The sequence below is a fragment of the Paenibacillus sp. FSL M7-0896 genome (assembly GCF_037975415.1).
Taxonomy (GTDB): domain Bacteria; phylum Bacillota; class Bacilli; order Paenibacillales; family Paenibacillaceae; genus Paenibacillus_AQ; species Paenibacillus_AQ silagei.
Genome location: NZ_CP150250.1, coordinates 5,686,466 through 5,704,875, shown reverse-complemented (window position 1 = coordinate 5,704,875; position 18,410 = coordinate 5,686,466). Strand labels below are relative to the sequence as shown.

The window sequence follows — 18,410 nt, the reverse complement described above, 5'->3', positions numbered from 1 at the left end:
AAAAGGAGGTTTGCAGGATGGGTGTTACTGGGGGTTCGGCCTTGAAGAAGGGCCTCTACAAGCTCATTTTCTATATTGTATGTATCCTTATAGCGGTTGTCATGTTTCTGCCATTCTACTGGAGTTTGCTAACCTCACTCAAGCCGGATGATGAGATTTTTGCGATGCCGATCCAGTGGTTTCCGAAGCATCTGACCTTCGAGCATTACCGCAAAGCCTTTTCAACGGTGCCGTTTGCTTTATTCTTCTGGAATTCGCTCGTGCTTGCCGTGTCGGGCGTCCTGGCTAACCTGTTTTTCGGATCACTTAGCGGCTATGCCTTTGCGAAGCTGAGATTCAGGCTGAACAAGCCGGTGTTCCGCGTGCTGCTGGCGGCAATGATGATTCCCGGCATTGTGACCATGATCCCGACAGTGTATGTGATGCGCCATATTCCGTTTGCCGGAGGCAATGATCTTTTTGGCGGGGGCGGCAATGGGCTGATGAACTCCTTCTGGGGCATTATTCTTCCCGGTGCTTCCGGGAGCTTCGCTGTATTCTTTATGCGGCAATTTTTTCTTACGCTCCCCACTGACATGCTGGAGATGGCCCGGATTGAGGGCTGCGGGGAATTTAAAATTTTCTGGCGGATCTATCTGCCGCTTACCCGTCCGGCGCTGGCTACCTTGAGCATCTTCACCTTCCAGGCCGGCTGGAACAGCTTCCTGTGGCCGATGATCGTGCTGAATGATCCGGACAAGGCGACGATTCAGATGGGCCTGCAGGCTTTTTCTTATAATTTTCAGACGGATTACGGGCCGATGATGGCCGGGGCGCTGGTGGCGATTCTGCCGATACTGGTGCTGTTCCTGGCGCTGCAGCGTTATTTTGTACAGGGGATTGCCTTCAGCGGCATCAAAGGCTGAGCCAACTAAGGGAGGCAAATTATAGACGGGGAGAGAGACCATATGAAGCAAATAGAGCTTGAACAATGGGCGGAACGGGCGGACTCGGCGCAGGAAGCGCTGGATGTATTCTTCTGGAACGAAGACATCGGAATGTATGACATTGAGACACCATGTCCGGAAGGCGCATGTAATACGGTCTTTCATTACTGGTGGATGGCCCACGCCGTGGATGTGCTGGTCGACGGCCTGCTGCGGACCCGGGCTGCCGGATACCGCGAACGGCTGTCCGCACTGCATGCGGGGCTGCTCCGCCGCAACGGCGGCGTCTGGCCCAATGAGCTGTACGACGACATGGAGTGGATGGCCCTGGCCTGGCTTCGCGCGTATCAGGCAACCGGAGATGAGTTGTACAAAGAGACGGTTCTTATCCTCTGGACGGATATCAAAACCGGCTGGAACAGCCATTCGGGGGGCGGCATTGCCTGGCAGAAATCGCAGCTGGATTACAAGAACACCCCGGCCAATGCACCGGCGGCCATCCTTGCCGCCCGCCTGTATCAGGCCTTTGGAGATCCGCAGGAACTGGAGTGGGCGCATGCGCTCTATAACTGGCAGCAATCCCGTTTGGTGGACCCGGACACGGGCTTCGTCTGGGATGGGATGAACCGTACCGGTGACGGCGGGATCGATAAGGATTGGAAATATACGTACAATCAGGGTATTTATATCGGTGCGGCTATCGAGCTGTACCGGGTTACCGGGAACCGAGACTATCTTGTGGAGGCCCGGCGCACGTTCGGCGCAGCGGTCAAAGAGCTGGCTGGCCCGCATTCCGGCATGCTCCCGGATGAGGGAGGCGGCGATGCCGGTCTCTTCAAGGGCATTCTGGTCCGCTATGCGGCAGAACTGGCACAAGCCGTGCCGGAAGACGGAGCCGCTGCGGCCTTCCTGCGCAGCAACGCAGAGATGCTGTGGGACCAGGGCAAGCCGGCAGACAAGGTGCTGTTCGGCCCTGACTGGACTACGCCGCCTTCGGGCGTTGTGCAATTGAGCACCCAACTGAGCGGCATCAAGCTGCTGGAGCGGATGGCTGTGCTTGCAGGGACGGGGCAGGCGAATGCTCAACCCTCATTTTAAATAGGAGGAGGTGGCGTATGGATCATTACAACGGGACATCATCAGCAGAGGACTGGGCAGCGCGTGCAGACTGGCTCCAGGACTCCCTGTGGCGGCACTACTATAATGCGGACAGCGGAATTATGAACCAGTGGTATCCGCGGGAATACAGCAGGGCAGGCGACAATTTCTACTACTGGTGGCAGGCGCATGTCATTGATGCTCTGACCGATGCTTACGAACGGACGCGGGATTCTGGATATGCCGAACGCATCCGCAGCCTGAGCCGCAGCTTGCATGCCTATAACGGCGGGACGTTCAAGCATAATTATTATGATGATATGGAATGGACCGCCCTTGCGCTGCTGCGGGCGCATCAGGCTACCGGTGAAGCGGAATATCTGAGTGCTGTACTTGAATTATGGGCGGATATTCAGACAGCCTGGAATGAGCACTGCGGGGGCGGCATGGCCTGGAAAAAAGATCAGCTGGATTACAAGAACACGCCGGCGAATGCCCCGGCCGCTATTCTGGCCGCCCGCCTATACTCGCTGCTTGGGCATGAGGAGGATCTGAACTGGGCGATCCGGATTTACCGCTGGAACCAGGCCAATCTGGTTGACCCTGACACCGGGTTCGTATGGGATGGAATGAACCGGCAGGGCGATGGGCAGATCGATTACGACTGGGAATTCACTTACTGTCAGGGCGTGTTCGTGGGAGCGGGGATAGAGCTCTGCCGTGTCACCGGCGATTCCGGCTATGCCGCAGATGCCCGCCGGACCGCCGAGGCCTGCATCGGCCGCTTATGCCATTCTGATTCGCTGCTGCTGCCGGATGAAGGGATTGACGACACCGGATTGTTCAAGGGAATTCTGATCCGCTATCTGGTACAGCTGGAGCAGCATTTCCCCGGAAATGACCGGGTCCGTGAAGTCATATGGGCCAATGCCCGTACGCTATGGGCGCAAGGGCTGGACCGGACGCTGGGGCTGTGCGGACCCTCTTGGGAGCAGGTTCCCGTACTGCCGGTACAGCTTAGTGTACAGCTCAGCGGTCTGATGCTGCTTGAGGGGGCAGCCAAGCTTAGCCATTAGCCCGCTGCCGCCTGACGGTTGTGGACTGGATGTACAAATGAAGGGGGTATTTGGAAATGTTCACCTGGAAGAAAGTAAGAACGGCCGCAGTTCTCTGTCTGTTGTCCCTTTCTCTGTCTGTACCGTCTCCCGGTGCGGGAAGTACGGCAGAGGCTTTCACTGTCTCTAATGCTGATGCTGCAATGAACTCCTTTGTGCAAGTATTCTATGATTCTTCCGCCAAATACTTCTATACCAACAGCGATCATCAGATTCATTCCGAACATGCTCACGGGCCGAACGGTGGACTCTACACCGATTTCTGGTGGGAAGCTCAGCTCTGGGAGACCGTAATGGATGCCTACGAACGCACGGGCAGCAATGTCTACCGTACGATGATTGGTGACATCTACACCGGATTCAACGCCAAATACCCGGATATGATGACGAATCCGTTCAACGATGACCTGGGCTGGTGGGCGCTGGCCTGCGCAAGAGCCTATGAACTGACTGGAACGACGGAGTATCTGAACCGTGCCAGCTTCCTGTTTGGCCAAATCTACAGCGAATGGGACAGCACGTACGGCGGCGGGATCTGGTGGAGAAGGGACGCTCATGTGCCGGGTCAGGCCAACGCCCAGAAGAATAGGGCCACGAATGCCCCGATGGTTATGACCGCAGTCAAGCTGTCTAGTGCCTACAATGATCCTGCTTATCTGACCAAGGCTACTCAAATCTATAACTGGACCAAATCTACCCTGGTTGGCGGCAGCAAAATTAACGATCATATTGAAGGTGCAGGCAGCGGTATCGTTAAGGATTGGGACTTCACTTACAATTACGGAACGTTCCTGGGGGCGGCTGTGTCCCTGTATCAGGCTACCGGAACTACTGCTTACCTTACGGATGCCAATAATGCAGCCGGGTATGCCGTTAACAAAATGGTATCAGCCCAGACTCTGATGTATGAAGGGGAGAATGATGCCGCGGGCTTCAAGATGGTCTTCGCCCGCAACCTGAACCGTCTCCGTACGCTGGGCGGACAGCCGCAATACCTGAACTTTCTCCAGCAGAATGCAACGCAGGCCTGGAATCACCGCCGCGTAAGCGATGGAATCATCGGCAGCGACTGGCTGCGCAATACAGGCTCCTCCTATGTGCAGAGCCTGGCCGCCGCTGCGGGCGCTTCTATTCTGCAGCTCGTTCCCGCCGACGGCTACACCGGGTACATTGCGGGCAACGGGGCTTATGAAGCGGAGAACGCAGTGCGGACGCTGGTTGGGGGAGGCGGGATGATCAATGAGAGCACCAATGCCGGATTTAGCGGAAGAGGGTATGTCGGGGGATGGAACACAAGCGGCACCTCCATTGATTTCTATGTCAACCAGAATACGGCCGGCACCAGAACCGTCACCTTCCGCTACGCGGCGGCGGCCGGCAATGCTTCACGCTACGTGAAAGTGAACGGCGTGGTAACAGCCTCCAATCTGGTATTCAATTCTACCTCCAGCTGGAGCACCTACGGAACGGTATCCGTCACGATTCCGCTGAACGCAGGCTCGAACACTATTCAACTCGGGTATAACAGTGTACTCGGAAATACGAATTATCTGAATGTTGATTTGCTGAGCGGGCTGTAAATGCGGGGCGGCAGAACAGGCGGATTGTTAAAGCAAAAAGCAAGGGCACGCAGGAGTTTCTGGGTCCTGAGGTAATATTGCAGCACAAAGGGAGCACCGTAATTGGCGCTCCCTTCTGCTTGCTTATTAGTTCTAGTACAGCGTCAGATTTAAAGATGAAGATGGGAGTTGTTCATTGCAGCGTTTGGCAAGGTGTAACGGACTCGGGCGCGCTTATTCCAGATGAAGCTACCGCTTGGGCAAAGTAACGGACCCCATGGAGCTTATTCTTGGAATTTCTAATCTTAACCATCTCGTAGAGAGACGATAAGGTCCACTCCGTCCGTTAAACCTCAAAAAGGGGCGTTTTCCTGGGAATAGGGTCTATCAGGTCCGTTAGAGCCCGCTCATCGCGCCCACTCCAACTTTTTAAATCTGACCCTGTTAGTCCCCGGTCTCTACGATCCAGACCTCCGGCAGATTGCGGTACTGCTCGGCGTAATCCAGGCCATAGCCGACGACAAATTCGTCCGGGATGTCAATCCCGCTGTAGTCAATGGGAACATCGACGAGGCGGCGGGAAGGCTTGCTGAGGATGGTGCAGATACGCACGCTTGCCGCCTCGCGCAGGGCGAACAGCTCCTTCAGATGCTGAAGCGTCAGGCCGGTGTCGATCAGATCCTCGACCAGCAGGATATGCTTGCCGCGGATATCCATGTCGATATCCTTCTTGATCGTAATGACGCCGGAAGAGGTGGAGCTTGCTCCATAGCTGGATACTGACATATAGTCGATGCCGACCGGGAAAGTGATTTCGCGCATTAAGTCAGACATGAATACGGCGCCGCCCTTGAGAATGCCGATAAGCACAAGCTCCTTGCCTTCATAGTCACGCGATATCTCTGCTCCCAGTTCTTTAACTCTTTGCTGCAACTGTTCCTTGCTGACCAGAACTTTGGTAATTTGGGTCATGGTTGACGCTCCTTATGGATTAGGATGTGATCACGAGGATGATCTGTCCTTTTCCTTAAGCATAACATCATGTGCGCCTCCTTCAAAGATCGTTGTCGAGGAAACCAGGGTAATCTTGGCCTTCTGCTGTAGTTCCGGGATGGTCAGCGAGCCGCAATTGCACATGGTGGACTTGATTTTGCTGATGCTGAGATCGAGGTTATCCTTCAGCCGGCCGGCATAAGGAATGAAGGAATCCACACCCTCCTCGAACTCAAGCTTGCTCTCCTTATCGGTATTGCCGAAGTCATAACGCTGCCAGTTGCGGGCACGGCTGGAGCCTTCGCCCCAATATTCCTTCACGAAGTTCCCGCCGACCAGCAGCTTGCGTCCGGGGCTCTCATCGAATCTGGCAAAATAGCGCCCAAGCATCACGAAGTCAGCGCCCATCGCCAGCGCCAGCACAATATGATAGTCATAAACAATCCCGCCGTCCGAGCAGATGGGGACATAGATACCGGTCTGCTCGTAATATTCCTGGCGGGCCGCCGCCACTTCGATGACAGAAGAGGCCTGGCCCCGGCCGATGCCCTTTTGCTCCCGGGTAATGCAGATGGAGCCGCCGCCGATACCGACTTTGATGAAGTCCGCCCCCGCTTCCACGAGGTACAGGAAGCCCTCCTTATCGACAACATTGCCTGCGCCAACCTTCACCTGCTCCCCGAAAGTCTCCTTAATATAATGGATGGTCTCCGCCTGCCACTCCGAATACCCGTCAGAAGAATCGATGCACAGGATATCTGCCCCTGCTTCCACCAGTGCTGGCACACGCTCCTTATAATCCCGCGAATTAATTCCTGCGCCTACAATGAGCTGTTTGTTGTCGTCATGCAGCTCCAGCGGATACTCCTGATGGCTGTCATAATCCTTGCGGAAGACCAAATGGACGAGATGGCCGCTGGCATTCACAATCGGCAGGCAGTTCAGCTTATGATCCCAGATCATGTCGTTCGCTTCTGTCAGCGTGATGCCTTCTTCGGCGTAGATCAGCGAATTGAGCGGAGTCATGAACTCCGTAATCGGGCATTCCGGAGGCAGCCGGTTCTCGCGGTAATCGCGGCTGGTGACAATTCCCATCAGCTTGCCGGTCGGTTCCCCGTTGTCCGTAATGGCAATGGTGGAGTGGCCGCTGCGCGCCTTCAGCGCCAGCACATCCTGAAGCGTGTCTTCCGGGCGCAGGTTGGAGTCGCTGAGGACGAATCCTGCTTTGAACTTTTTGACCCGGCGGACCATTTCGACCTGCTGGCCGATGGACTGGGAGCCGTAGATGAAGGAGATGCCCCCGCTTTTGGCCAGCGCAATCGCCATGTTGTGGTCGGATACCGCCTGCATTACCGCCGAAGTCACGGGGAGGTTCATGGTCAGTGCGGGAGTCTCTCCCCGGCGGAACTTGGTTACCGGTGTGCTAAGATCCACATTGCCGGGTATGCAATCTTTGGTGGTCAGACTGGGTACCAGCAGGAACTCACTGAAGGTTCTTGAAGGCTGCTCGTAATAAAAAGCCATGGCTTGTCACTCCCCTGCTATTTTTTCACAACTCATACCTGGGACAGAAATCTGACGGGTACTCCAATGTCCGCTTCCAGTTGCTTGTAATGCTCTCCTTTGGCCAGAATCGCCTGCACGCCGACAAGCTCTATGCCCATCACGGACAACTGAGCAGCAATGCAGCGGATCGTAGCGCCGGAACTGATCACATCATCCAGCAGCAGCACCCGGTCACCGGCGGAGAAGCCGTCAAAATAAATATAATTCTCATTATACGCCGTCTCGCGTCTCACACTAACCTCATAATTCTCGTACAGCTCAGTGCTGAGGCGCAGAATATTCATCGGCTTCATCAGCTTATAGGCAGCCAGCATCCCCCAGGTATGACCGCCGGGTTCAGGGGAGACAATGTAATCAAAATCGGGAAACTGCTCCGTTACAGCATCCGCCAGATTGTGAGTGATTTCACGGATTAGCTCGGGGGCAATGTACGTACCGCGTTCTCCGAAGGGGTAGAGCTTGAAGTCATAGGCGGTGTCCTTATTCTTGTAGATTCTCACATTTCTGGCCTTACGAATCGATTCACTTAAGCTTGCGTAGGAAGCACTCATTTGCCCTCACTCCTTCTATTATAATGGATGCCAAAAACCCCAGGCTAAAGGAGGCGCAGTCCAAAGCAGGATACATCAGCGCAGAAAAGCACGGTTTCGCCCGTGAGCTCACGCTGATACATCCAGCAGGGGGCTGGCCTCTTGTAGCCTGGGGCAATTTACGGTTGCCTGTAGATACGCCCATTCCGGATTAACGGGCTTATACAAGAGAGGTTTGAAGGGGGATAACTGACGCGGTGTTAACTTAGGGACGGAGAATCAGATCATTTTTGCTACTTATGTTACAAAAGTTCACTCAGATCATTTGTTATATGCTATCATCCGTAATAAAGTGTGTCAATATTTCATCATTGTGTCATATTACATGACTTATATACTTGTTTATAATAATTATTATCTGCAATTCATAAATAGTTCAAAGGTTTTGTTAAAAGCCGTATTTTGATGTGATATACTTAACACAGCGATTTGAGATCTTGTGAAATTGATACTAATATTTGCTGCTAAGCAGTAACAGAGCCTACACCAATGAATATAGATTAGGATGGTGAACAAGCGATGCATATTGTCGTCGTTGGCCTGAATTACCGTACGGCTCCCGTAGAGGTGAGGGAACAGTTCGCTTTTGCCGAAAAGGATCTGCCTGCTGCGCTTCATCAGCTGCTGCAGACGAAGAGCGTTCTGGAAGGGGTCGTTGTCGCCACCTGTAACCGGACGGAAATTTATGTGGTCGTGGACCGCCTTCATATGTGCGGATATTTCATCCGCAGCTTCATGGAGCAGTGGTTCGGAGTAAGAAGCGATGTATTTACGCAACATATGTATATATATGAAGACGAGCAGGCGATTGCCCATCTGATGCGTGTCACCTGCGGTCTGGATTCAATGGTGATTGGCGAGACGCAGATTCTGGGTCAGGTGCGCAGTGCCTTCCTGACGGCTCAGGCGGAAGGGGTTACCGGAACCTGGTTCAACCGGCTGTTCAAGCAGGCGGTGACGCTCGGCAAGCGTGCGCATAGTGAGACCTCGATTGGCGAGAGCGCGGTGTCGGTCAGCTATGCGGCGGTGGAGCTGGGGAAGCGGATCTTCGGCATGTTCACCGGCAAAAGAGTGCTCATTCTCGGCGCCGGCAAAATGAGCGAGCTGACGGTGAAGCATCTGTACAGCAGCGGCGCGGCGGAAGTGATTGTCGCCAACCGTACCTTGTCCCGTGCCATCGAGCTGGCCGAGAAATTCTCGGGTAAGCCCAGCACGATTGAAGAGGCGCTGAAGTCTCTGGATGAAGTGGATATTGTGATCAGCTCTACGGGTGCAGACGGCTATGTGCTGACGGCTGCCCAGGTAGCCGAGGGCATGAAGCGCCGCCCTTCACGGCCGCTGTTCATGATCGACATTGCTGTGCCGCGCGATATTGACCCTGCTGCTGCCAGTGTGCCGGATGTATTCCTCTATGATATCGATGATCTGGAAGGCATTGTGGAGAGCAATCTGGAGATGCGCCGCAGTGAAGCCGCCAAGATCGAGGTTATGATTGAAGGCGAGATGGCGGATTTCCAGCAATGGCTGAAGACGCTTGGCGTCAGACCGGTGATCCGTGCACTGCAGGACAAGTCCAACGGAATATATGAAGAAACGATGGATAGCCTGTTCAACAAGCTGCCTGAGCTGGATGAGCATCAGCGCAAGGTGATCCGCCGGCTGACCAAGAGCATCGTCAACCAGATGATGCATGATCCGATCAATGTGATCAAGGAGATGTCCGGCGGCAAGCAGGGCAATGAAGCACTGGAGTATTTCACTCAAATCTTCGCTCTGCAGGAGCAGCTGGATGCAGCTCCGGCCGGTGGAAGTGTTGAACCCCATCAGCGCAGCTCTGCTGAACGGCCCTCCGGCGGAGAGATCCGGGGGCCGGGAGCGGTGCTTACCCCAGCCGGTCTGCTGGGCGGGTGAGCCACATGCTACTGCTGAACGGAATATATGATGCCGCTCTGCTGCTATATGCCCTGAGCCTGCTGTTTGTTTTCTCGGATTGCCTTCGGCGCAATCCGGGCGGAAAGCGGCTGGGCACAGGGCTTCTTGCTGTCGTAGGCCTGCTTCAGCTGACCGGCCTTGCGATCCGCTTCTCCCAGGAGGGCGGATTGCCAATTTTCACACCTTATGATTTCCTGTTCTGGTTCTCCTTCAGCATGGTGGTTACCTCGTTTGCCGTGACGTATACACGCGGTGGTGAGTTCACGGTGCTGCTGCTCAGCATGGCGGGCTTCAGCGTATTTCTGCTGAACCGGGTATGGCTGACGGCAGAGGATCATACGCTGCAGAGCTGGAGTGCGGTGCACGGGTGGCTGGCGATGCATGTCATTTTGGCGAATCTGAGCTTTGCCGCACTGACACTGGGGACAGTATTTGCGATAATGTATCTGTTCCTGCATACGAAGCTGAAGAATAAGAAGTGGGATGACCGCGTCCGCAGGCTGCCCAGCCTGGAGACGATGGACAAATATTCCTACACGGCGATCCTGGCCGGAGTTCCGCTGCTGCTGGCTTCGCTGATTCTGGCGGGACTGTCGATTGTCGCGGAAGGACGGATACCGCTTTTTCAGGATACGAAGGTCCTGACTACACTTACGGGCCTGGGCGTCTACATCGTCTACCTTGTGCTGAAGTTCTCCGGCCGCCGAAGCGGTACAGTCATGGCCCGCTGGGCGATTGCGGGTTACGGCTTCATTATTCTTAATTTCCTGCTGAATTCCTGGTCGGAGTTCCATGGCTGGGGCGGGGAGTAAAGTGGGATGGACGATGGATGAGAGTGAGTTGGAAGCGCTGGAGTGAGCGGGATGGAGAGTAGCTTGCCAGTGGGATGGACGATGGATGAGAGTGAGTTGGAAGCGCTGGGGAGAGCTGGAGTGAGCGGGATGGAGAGTAGCTTGCCAGTGGGATGGACGATGGATGAGCGCGAGTTGGAAGCACTGGGGAGAGCTGGAGTGAATGGGATGGAGAGTAGCTTGCCAGTGGGATGGACGATGGATGAGAGCGAGTTGGAAGCGCTGGGGTGAGCTGGAGTGAGCGGGATGAAAAAGTATCTGCCGATTATGCTGGATGTGGAAGGCCGGCGGGTGGTGATCGTTGGCGGCGGGGCGGTGGCTGCGCGCAAGGCGGCTCCGCTGCTGGAAGCGGGCGCGGAGCTGGTGGTGATCAGCCCCTCGCTCAGCGGGACGCTGGCTGCGATGGCTGATGAGGGGCGGCTGCAATGGATCAGCCGGCCCTATGCTCCCGGGGATCTCCAGGGAGCGGTTCTGGTCTATGCCGCCAGCGATAACAGGGCGGGGAACGAGGCCGTTGCCGCGGAAGCCCGGCAGCTGGGGCTGCCCGTTAATGTGGCCAGCCATGCGGAGGCGGGAACGTTCATTACGCCCGGCGTGCTCCGCCGCGGGCGCTTGACGGTTGCGGTCTCGACCTCCGGGGCGGGACCGTCTGCGGCTGCGGATATTACGCAGCAGATTGCGGGGCTGCTCGGCGAGGAATACGAGCCGTATCTGGATTTCCTGCATGAGCTGCGGACAGCGATTAAGCAGCTGGAGCCAGCGGCAGAGAACCGGTCGCGGCTCTTGCGGCGGCTGGGGAAGCTGGATGTGTTGAATGAGCTGAGGCAGGGCACCTTTATACCATGGACGGCCGAGGAGATTGAGGCTTGGGTGGCGCGCAACCGGGAGGAATAGGGGGCTTAAGTGGCTGGGCCACCGAGATGAGCAAAGCAAGGGCAAAAATGCCCTTAATTTGGCCGAATCAGCTCAGTCGAGCAAATTAGGTGTAAAAGTACACATGAATTCGGCTAAAGTGGCTCAATCGAGCAAATGAAGTGTATAAATACCCTTGAATTCGGCCGAAACGGCTCAATCGAGCAAATTAGGTGTATAAATACACCTGAATTCGGCCGAATCAGCCCAGTCGAGCAAATTAGGTGTATAAATACACCTGAATACGGCCGAATCAGCTCAGTCGAGCAAATTAGGTGTATAAATACACCTGATTTCGGCCGAATCAGCTCAGTCGAGCAAATTAGGTGTATAAATACACCTGAATTCGGCCGAATCAGCTCAATCGAGCAAATTAGGTGTATAAATACCCTTGATTTCGGCCGAATCAGCTCAAGCGAGCAAATTCAGGGGATAGTTACGGCGGTGTATGGAATAGGAGACTGACTTGAACAGGGGGAGTGGGCATGCGGAAGATTATCGTGGGCAGCAGACAAAGTGCGCTGGCTTTAACGCAGACGGGGCATGTGATTGCCGATCTGGAGCGGCTTAGCGGGGAGCATGGGTTTGATTTTACTTTTGAGGTGCATAAGATTGTGACCAAGGGTGACCGGATTCTCGATGTGACCCTGTCCAAAGTGGGCGGCAAAGGTCTGTTCGTCAAGGAAATTGAACAGGCGATGCTGGCGAAGGATATTGATATGGCAGTACATAGCATGAAGGATATGCCCTCCGAATTGCCGGAAGGCTTGATGAATGGTGCGGTGCCGAAGCGTGAAGATCCGCGCGACGTTCTGATCTCTAATAGCGGAGTGGGCCTGGAGGGTCTGCCGCAAGGCGCGCGCGTAGGCACAAGCAGTCTGCGGCGCTCCAGCCAGCTGGCTGCACTCCGGCCGGATCTGCTTATTGAGCCGGTACGCGGCAATATTGATTCGCGGCTGAAGAAGCTGGAGAGCGGCGAATATGACGCGATTCTGCTGGCAGCAGCGGGGCTGTCGCGGATGGGCTGGCAGGACCGGATTACGGCATATTTGCCGCCTGAGGTCTGCCTGCCCGCTGTAGGCCAAGGAGCACTCGGTATTGAGTGCCGTGAGGACGATGAGGAACTGCGCAAGCTGCTGGCGCTGTATAATGATGAGCGCACGGCACTCACGGTGACAGCGGAGCGGACCTTCCTGGGCGCCCTGAACGGTGGCTGTCAGGTGCCGATCGGCGCGTACGCGATCCTTGAGCCGGAAGGCGAAGCTGCGGGTCCGTCCATAACGTTAACCGGAATGGTCGGAACACCGGACGGCACAGTCATTCTGAAGGAGACCTGCACCGGCAATGATCCGGTGGAGCTGGGTTCGGAGGTCGCGCGTAAGCTGGTGGCCAGAGGTGCGGAGAAGATTTTGGCGGATGTAAGGGAATAAGGGGTATGGGTTAGACAGGGAATAGTGTGCGTTGGGGAGAAGCTTATGCAGGCCAGAATCGCATGTGTAGAGGGATAAGGGGATGACGGAGATGGCGGGGAAGGTATATCTGGTAGGTGCAGGTCCGGGGGATGCGAAGCTGATTACAGTCAAGGGGCTGGAGTGTATCCGGAAGGCCGATGTGCTGGTCTATGACAGGCTGGCCAGTCCAAGGCTGCTGAAATGGATGAAGCCCGGCGGTGAGAAAATATACGTAGGCAAGCTTTCGGACCGCCATACGATGAAGCAGGAGGATATTAATCAGCTGCTGGTAGATCTCGCATTGGAGGGCAAAACGGTGGTGCGTCTGAAGGGCGGGGACCCCGTGATTTTTGGCCGGGTGGGTGAAGAAGCGGAGCTGCTGCGCAGGAACGGCATCTACTATGAGATTGTGCCTGGCATTACCTCGGCCATCAGCGTCCCGGCGTATGCCGGTATTCCGGTGACCCACCGGGAGGCATCGTCTTCCCTGTCGATTATTACCGGCCATGAGAGCCCGGATAAGCTGGATCATTCCATTCAATGGGATAAAGTAACGAATGCGACAGGCACGCTGGTATTCCTGATGGGTGTCGCCAAAATCGGCTACATCAGCGCCCAGCTGATGAAGCACGGACGTCCGCCGGAGACCCCGGTGGCGCTGGTGCGCTGGGGAACCCGTGCGGATCAGGAGACGCTGACCGGTACGCTGGCCGATATTGAGGCGAAGGTTACGGCAGCGGATTTTCAGCCGCCTGCGGTTATTGTGGTCGGTGATGTTGTGCTCCAGCGGGAGCACCTGATGTGGGTGGAGGCGCTGCCGCTGTTCGGCAAGCGCATTGTAGTGACGCGGGCGCGCGCGCAGGCAAGCGAGCTGGTGGACCGGATCGAGGAGCTGGGCGGCGAGCCGTATGAGTTCCCGGTCATTGAGACGGTGATGCAGCGGGATGCGGGCAAGCAGGCGGAGATCGCTGCGGCTCTTGGCGGGCTTGCGGCGTACGACTGGGTGTTCTTCACCAGTCCGAACGGCGTAGACTTCTTCATGCGTCATCTGACGCAGCAGAAGCTGGATATCCGCAGCTTGCACGGGGCGCGGCTGTGCGCAGTGGGACCGGGGACGGCGGCGGCGCTCGCAGAGCGCGGGCTGATCTCCGAGGAGCTGCCCGGACGCTTTCAGGCGGAAGGGCTGATCGAAACCTTCGGCCCCGAGCTTAAGTCCGGGCAGAAGGTGCTGCTGCCGCGCGGCGACCTGGCGCGTGAGTGGCTGCCGGCGAAACTGAGGGAGCTGGGGCTGGAAGTGACCGAGGTGGATACGTATGAGACGATTGTCACCGGGGAGGATGATATTGAGCTGGTGAAGCTGCTGGAGGAGAAGCGCATCCATGCGGTAACCTTCACCAGCTCGTCCACGGTGCGCAATTTCCTCGGCATTCTGAAGAGAATGGGCCTGGAAGATCCGCTTACTCTGCTGGCGGGCGTCAAGATTGCCTGCATCGGCCCGGTTACCGAGCAGACCGCAGTCGAAGCGGGCCTCACTCCGGGACTGCTCCCGGAAGAAGCCACCATCGAGGGACTGGTGCAGGAGCTGTGCCGCTGGAATGAATCGACGAGGCTGAGATAGCCTGTTCCTGCCGGATCTGTATCTGTCAGCAATGTCTTTGAGCATTGCAATCGGGTCTGGCCTACTGGCAGCGATAACTTTAACATCTCAATACTGCTTAAGACGAATAGATGTGATTATATACTTACTGAACAGGAGGATACAACAAATGAGCTTTCCAATAACCAGACACCGCCGTTTGCGCGGGTCGGCCGGTATTCGCGGCATGGTGCGCGAGACCGTTCTGAATGTGCTGGATTTCATCCAGCCGATTTTTGTAACCTATGGAACAGGTGTGAAGAATGAGATCAGCTCCATGCCCGGCGTCTATCATTTCTCGCTGGATACGCTGAAGGCGGAGGTGGATGAGATTGCTTCCCTCGGCATTTCGGCGGTACTGCTGTTCGGTATTCCCGAGACGAAGGATGCGGTTGGCTCGTCCGGCTTCGCAGACGATGGCATTGTGCAGGAAGCCACGCGTCTGATCAAAAAGTGGTATCCCGACCTGCTGGTTGTCGCCGATACCTGCCTGTGTGAATTCACCGACCACGGCCACTGCGGCATGGTGCATACCCATACAGTGGACGGTGTGGTGCACGGGGATGTCATCAACGATGCTTCGCTTGAGCTGCTGACCCGCACGGCGGTCTCGCAGGCCCGGGCAGGGGCGGATATTATCGCGCCGTCCAACATGATGGATGGCTTCGTGCAGGCGATCCGTGCCGGACTCGATGCGAATGGCTTCGAGCAGGTGCCGATCATGTCCTATTCGGTAAAATACGCCTCTGCCTTCTACGGCCCGTTCCGCGAAGCGGCAGATTCCGCTCCCCAGTTCGGCAACCGCAAGACGTATCAGATGGACCCGGCCAACCTGCGGGAAGCGATTCGCGAAGCGGATTCCGATGTGCTGGAAGGTGCGGACATGCTGATGGTGAAGCCTGCGCTAGCTTATCTGGATGTCATCCGCACCATCCGCGACCAGTTCGATCTGCCGCTTGTAGCCTACAACGTCAGCGGTGAGTACTCGATGGTCAAGGCGGCTGCGCAGCAGGGCTGGATCGATGAGCAGGCGGTTGTGCTGGAGATGCTGACCGGCATGAAGCGCGCCGGAGCAGATATAATTATTACCTATTTCGCCAAGGACGCAGCCCGCTGGCTGCGCGGCTAGGATCAGGAGGGAACAAGCATGGGCAATATGCCGTTGAACCGCCGGGAAGAGGCTTCCCGCATGGCTTTTGAAGAGGCAAAACAATATATTCCCGGCGGGGTGAACAGCCCGGTCCGGGCATTCAAATCCGTAGGATTGACCCCGGTCTATGTGGAGAGGGGCGAAGGCTCACGGATCTACGATATTGACGGCAACAGCTTCATTGACTACGTCTGCTCGTGGGGACCGCTGATTATGGGACATGCCCATCCTGAGGTGGTGAAGGCGCTGCAGGAGACTGCGGCCAGAGGGACAAGCTTCGGCGCGCCGACCCTGCTTGAGACCGCTATGGCCAAAACCGTGGTAGAACGCGTAGCCTCGGTGGACATTGTCCGCATGGTGAACTCGGGAACGGAAGCAACCATGAGCGCGATCAGACTGGCCCGCGGCTATACCGGACGCAGCAAAATCCTCAAATTCGAAGGCTCCTATCACGGCCATGCCGACAGCCTGCTGATTAAGGCCGGTTCCGGGGTGGCGACCCTGGGGCTGCCGGATAGTCCGGGCGTGCCGGAAGGTGTGGCCGTGAATACGATCACGGTACCTTATAATGACCTGGACGGGGTCAAAATCGCGTTTGAACGTTACGGCAACGAGATTGCCGCTATCATCGTTGAGCCGATCGCCGGAAATATGGGCGTAGTGCCTCCGCTTCCGGGCTTCTTGGAGGGTCTCCGCAAGGTGACGACAGGGTACGGGGCGTTGCTGATTTTTGACGAGGTGATGACCGGCTTCCGTGTGGACCGGGGATGTGCGCAGGGGCTGTTCGGGATGGATCCGGATCTGACCTGCTTCGGCAAGGTGATTGGCGGCGGTCTGCCTGTAGGGGCTTACGGCGGCAAAAGAGAGATCATGGAGCAGATCGCCCCGTCCGGCCCGATCTATCAGGCGGGCACACTCAGCGGGAATCCGCTGGCGATGGCGGCGGGCTACAGCACGCTTGCGCTGCTGACCCCTGAGGTCTACACCCGTCTGGAGTCGCTTGGAGCGAGACTGGAAGCCGGACTTAAGCGCAATGCGCAGGAGACGGGAGTTCCGCTGACGATTAACCGCGTGGGCTCGATGGTATGTCCGTTCTTCACGGAGGAGCCGGTCATTAACTTCGAGACGGCCAAGACCAGTAACCTGGAGCTGTTCAAGCGTTATTTCGGCAAAATGCTGGATCAGGGCATCAGCGTTCCGCCCTCCCAGTTCGAAGGCATGTTCGTATCCGCTGCGCATAGCGAGCAGGATATTGACGATACGATTGCGGGCCATTATCAGGCCCTGAAATCGCTATGACGGCTGGACCGGAGGAGCTGTCCGGCCAGCATGGCGGCGGCGAGATCCAAGACGGAAGTGATGGCGCCAGCGGCCCCTTCGCGGGCGGCGGCAAGTGGACCCGGCGCGGCGAATGGCTGGAAGCCATGCCTGGCCGGGTCATTACAGCGGCTGCCGACAAGCAGGCCGCCATCGATGCCTGGCTGCTGGGCGTAGCCGGGATGCCAGCGAAGCTGCACGCCCGGCTGCGCCGCGAGAACGGCATCCAGTGGCGGGGCGACCGGCTGCGGCTGGCCCTGTTCCCTCACCGGGAAGCCGGAATAGAGCCGGTATGGCAGGAGGCTGCGGCTGAGGTGCTGTTCGAGGACGACTTCTGCCTTGTGGTCCACAAGCCTGCGGGTCAGGCGGTTCATCCGGACGGAAGCAGCACGGAAGTGACGCTGGATCATCTCGTAGCCGCGCATTATGCGGCCTCCGGCGGAGGGATTGCCGTCCGCCATATCCACCGGCTGGACAAGGATACTACTGGACCTGTGTTGTATGCGAAGAATGAATACGCCCAGCTTGTGCTGGATGAGGATATGCGTGAGAAGAACGTATCCCGCCTGTATGCCGCGATTGTTGAAGGCATAGTGCCGCCGGAGCTTACGGTGATCGATGCCCCGATCGGCCGTGACCGCCATCATGCGGCGCGCAGGCGGGTATCCCCGGGAGGGCAGGAGGCGGTAACACGGATTGTGGGACGCGAAGCCCTGCCCGGCGGGACCGTAGTGAAGCTGCAACTGGAGACGGGCCGGACGCATCAGATTCGTGTCCACCTCAGCCATGCGGGGCATCCGCTCTTCGGGGACGACCTCTATGGAGGATCGGCCTGGCATACTGCGGGTATTCCTTCCGGCCACAGCCTTAAGGAGAAGCAGCCCCTTCGTTCGGAGCCTGGTCAGGTGAAATCTGCCATTACGGCCTGGTTCGAAGAGCAGGAGAAGGCAGGCCTTACCCCTGGTTTGCAAGTCCAAGGCAAGCAGCCGCCAGCTCCACCTTCGAAGCCGGGAGTCAAGGCGAAGCAGGAGAGTTCCGACCGCCAGGCACTGCATGGCGAGAAGCTGATTTTCGCCCACCCCTGGACCCGAAGCAAGATCGAGGTATCTGATCCCTGGCCGGAGGATATGCGTCGCCTGCGCGAGCAAATCGGCGGCGTAGATCAGGAGTAGGCCATTACCTAATCGGTTCCGTGAAGTTAAGTAACTCAATAGATGCCATGCCCAGCCGGGCCGCGTTTCTCTGATATCTGGAGGATTGCGGCTCGGCTTTTTAGTTGTTGTTCAGTGCGACCTCCCCCAGCCGAAACATCGA

The 18,410-nt window shown here is 56.7% G+C and carries 15 protein-coding genes, 1 pseudogene and 1 riboswitch; of the genes and pseudogenes, 13 read left to right on the top strand and 3 right to left on the bottom strand.

Annotated elements, in window-relative coordinates:
* The first annotated feature begins 17 nt into the window (after positions 1-17).
* The 4 genes from MKY12_RS24570 to MKY12_RS24555 are packed head-to-tail and all read left to right on the top strand — an operon-like array spanning position 18 to position 4,719.
* Positions 18-905: a carbohydrate ABC transporter permease gene (locus MKY12_RS24570; RefSeq protein WP_036725951.1), complete on the top strand. Its 888-nt coding sequence runs from the start codon at positions 18-20 to the stop codon at positions 903-905.
* A 42-nt stretch (positions 906-947) separates the two neighbouring features.
* Entirely contained in the window at positions 948-2,024 is a 1,077-nt protein-coding gene (locus tag MKY12_RS24565) for a glycoside hydrolase family 76 protein (protein WP_339311306.1), read from the top strand.
* Positions 2,025-2,041: 17 nt separating this feature from the next.
* Positions 2,042-3,100 (top strand): glycoside hydrolase family 76 protein, encoded by a 1,059-nt coding sequence (locus MKY12_RS24560; RefSeq protein WP_339311305.1) that lies wholly within the window; start codon positions 2,042-2,044, stop codon positions 3,098-3,100.
* 56 nt (positions 3,101-3,156) lie between these two features.
* Positions 3,157-4,719, top strand: a complete 1,563-nt coding sequence (locus tag MKY12_RS24555) for a glycoside hydrolase family 76 protein (RefSeq protein WP_339311303.1) — start codon at positions 3,157-3,159, stop codon at positions 4,717-4,719.
* A 423-nt stretch (positions 4,720-5,142) separates the two neighbouring features.
* On the opposite strand, the gene hpt is transcribed toward MKY12_RS24555, so the two are convergent.
* The 3 genes from hpt to MKY12_RS24540 are packed head-to-tail and all read right to left on the bottom strand — an operon-like array spanning position 5,143 to position 7,808.
* A complete protein-coding gene (gene hpt, locus MKY12_RS24550) occupies positions 5,143-5,670 on the bottom strand; it encodes a hypoxanthine phosphoribosyltransferase (protein ID WP_339311302.1) in 528 nt (175 codons plus the stop codon).
* A gap of 30 nt (positions 5,671-5,700) precedes the next feature.
* Positions 5,701-7,215 (bottom strand): IMP dehydrogenase, encoded by a 1,515-nt coding sequence (locus tag MKY12_RS24545; protein WP_339311301.1) that lies wholly within the window; start codon positions 7,213-7,215, stop codon positions 5,701-5,703.
* Between the two features lie 32 nt (positions 7,216-7,247).
* Positions 7,248-7,808, bottom strand: coding sequence for a phosphoribosyltransferase (locus MKY12_RS24540; protein ID WP_076079433.1), 561 nt, complete (start codon positions 7,806-7,808; stop codon positions 7,248-7,250).
* A 124-nt stretch (positions 7,809-7,932) separates the two neighbouring features.
* A riboswitch (purine riboswitch) is annotated at positions 7,933-8,035 on the bottom strand.
* Between the two features lie 331 nt (positions 8,036-8,366).
* Between MKY12_RS24540 and hemA the strand changes: the two genes are divergently transcribed.
* From hemA to MKY12_RS24495, 9 genes and pseudogenes are all read left to right on the top strand, one after another.
* Positions 8,367-9,758, top strand: a complete 1,392-nt coding sequence (gene hemA / locus MKY12_RS24535; protein ID WP_036725939.1) for a glutamyl-tRNA reductase — start codon at positions 8,367-8,369, stop codon at positions 9,756-9,758.
* Between the two features lie 5 nt (positions 9,759-9,763).
* Positions 9,764-10,591, top strand: coding sequence for a cytochrome c biogenesis protein CcsA (ccsA, locus tag MKY12_RS24530; protein WP_209877043.1), 828 nt, complete (start codon positions 9,764-9,766; stop codon positions 10,589-10,591).
* Positions 10,592-10,642: 51 nt separating this feature from the next.
* Positions 10,643-10,861 (top strand): hypothetical protein, encoded by a 219-nt coding sequence (locus MKY12_RS24525; RefSeq protein WP_339311300.1) that lies wholly within the window; start codon positions 10,643-10,645, stop codon positions 10,859-10,861.
* A gap of 15 nt (positions 10,862-10,876) precedes the next feature.
* On the top strand, positions 10,877-11,524 hold the full coding sequence (locus tag MKY12_RS24520; RefSeq protein WP_339311298.1) for an NAD(P)-dependent oxidoreductase: 648 nt from the start codon (positions 10,877-10,879) through the stop codon (positions 11,522-11,524).
* A gap of 503 nt (positions 11,525-12,027) precedes the next feature.
* Positions 12,028-12,972 carry a hydroxymethylbilane synthase gene (gene hemC / locus MKY12_RS24515; RefSeq protein WP_036725936.1) on the top strand — a complete coding sequence of 315 codons (945 nt, stop codon included), beginning with the start codon at positions 12,028-12,030 and terminating at the stop codon, positions 12,970-12,972.
* Between the two features lie 91 nt (positions 12,973-13,063).
* Positions 13,064-14,611 carry a uroporphyrinogen-III C-methyltransferase gene (gene cobA / locus MKY12_RS24510; RefSeq protein ID WP_339311296.1) on the top strand — a complete coding sequence of 516 codons (1,548 nt, stop codon included), beginning with the start codon at positions 13,064-13,066 and terminating at the stop codon, positions 14,609-14,611.
* 148 nt (positions 14,612-14,759) lie between these two features.
* Positions 14,760-15,758, top strand: coding sequence for a porphobilinogen synthase (hemB, locus tag MKY12_RS24505; RefSeq protein ID WP_339311294.1), 999 nt, complete (start codon positions 14,760-14,762; stop codon positions 15,756-15,758).
* A gap of 18 nt (positions 15,759-15,776) precedes the next feature.
* Positions 15,777-17,078: a glutamate-1-semialdehyde 2,1-aminomutase gene (gene hemL / locus MKY12_RS24500; protein WP_339250538.1), complete on the top strand. Its 1,302-nt coding sequence runs from the start codon at positions 15,777-15,779 to the stop codon at positions 17,076-17,078.
* Between the two features lie 125 nt (positions 17,079-17,203).
* Positions 17,204-17,929, top strand: a pseudogene (locus MKY12_RS24495) (RNA pseudouridine synthase); the annotation flags it as partial.
* Between the last annotated feature and the right edge of the window lie 481 nt (positions 17,930-18,410).

Bases quoted from the DNA above. Each gene is read 5' to 3' on its own strand.
- MKY12_RS24570 (WP_036725951.1), top strand. From the start codon at position 18: ATGGGTGTTACTGGGGGTTCGGCCTTGAAGAAGGGCCTCTACAAGCTC.
- MKY12_RS24565 (WP_339311306.1), top strand. From the start codon at position 948: ATGAAGCAAATAGAGCTTGAACAATGGGCGGAACGGGCGGACTCGGCG.
- MKY12_RS24560 (WP_339311305.1), top strand. From the start codon at position 2,042: ATGGATCATTACAACGGGACATCATCAGCAGAGGACTGGGCAGCGCGT.
- MKY12_RS24555 (WP_339311303.1), top strand. From the start codon at position 3,157: ATGTTCACCTGGAAGAAAGTAAGAACGGCCGCAGTTCTCTGTCTGTTG.
- hpt (WP_339311302.1), bottom strand. From the start codon at position 5,670: ATGACCCAAATTACCAAAGTTCTGGTCAGCAAGGAACAGTTGCAGCAA.
- MKY12_RS24545 (WP_339311301.1), bottom strand. From the start codon at position 7,215: ATGGCTTTTTATTACGAGCAGCCTTCAAGAACCTTCAGTGAGTTCCTG.
- MKY12_RS24540 (WP_076079433.1), bottom strand. From the start codon at position 7,808: ATGAGTGCTTCCTACGCAAGCTTAAGTGAATCGATTCGTAAGGCCAGA.
- hemA (WP_036725939.1), top strand. From the start codon at position 8,367: ATGCATATTGTCGTCGTTGGCCTGAATTACCGTACGGCTCCCGTAGAG.
- ccsA (WP_209877043.1), top strand. From the start codon at position 9,764: ATGCTACTGCTGAACGGAATATATGATGCCGCTCTGCTGCTATATGCC.
- MKY12_RS24525 (WP_339311300.1), top strand. From the start codon at position 10,643: ATGGAGAGTAGCTTGCCAGTGGGATGGACGATGGATGAGAGTGAGTTG.
- MKY12_RS24520 (WP_339311298.1), top strand. From the start codon at position 10,877: ATGAAAAAGTATCTGCCGATTATGCTGGATGTGGAAGGCCGGCGGGTG.
- hemC (WP_036725936.1), top strand. From the start codon at position 12,028: ATGCGGAAGATTATCGTGGGCAGCAGACAAAGTGCGCTGGCTTTAACG.
- cobA (WP_339311296.1), top strand. From the start codon at position 13,064: ATGGCGGGGAAGGTATATCTGGTAGGTGCAGGTCCGGGGGATGCGAAG.
- hemB (WP_339311294.1), top strand. From the start codon at position 14,760: ATGAGCTTTCCAATAACCAGACACCGCCGTTTGCGCGGGTCGGCCGGT.
- hemL (WP_339250538.1), top strand. From the start codon at position 15,777: ATGGGCAATATGCCGTTGAACCGCCGGGAAGAGGCTTCCCGCATGGCT.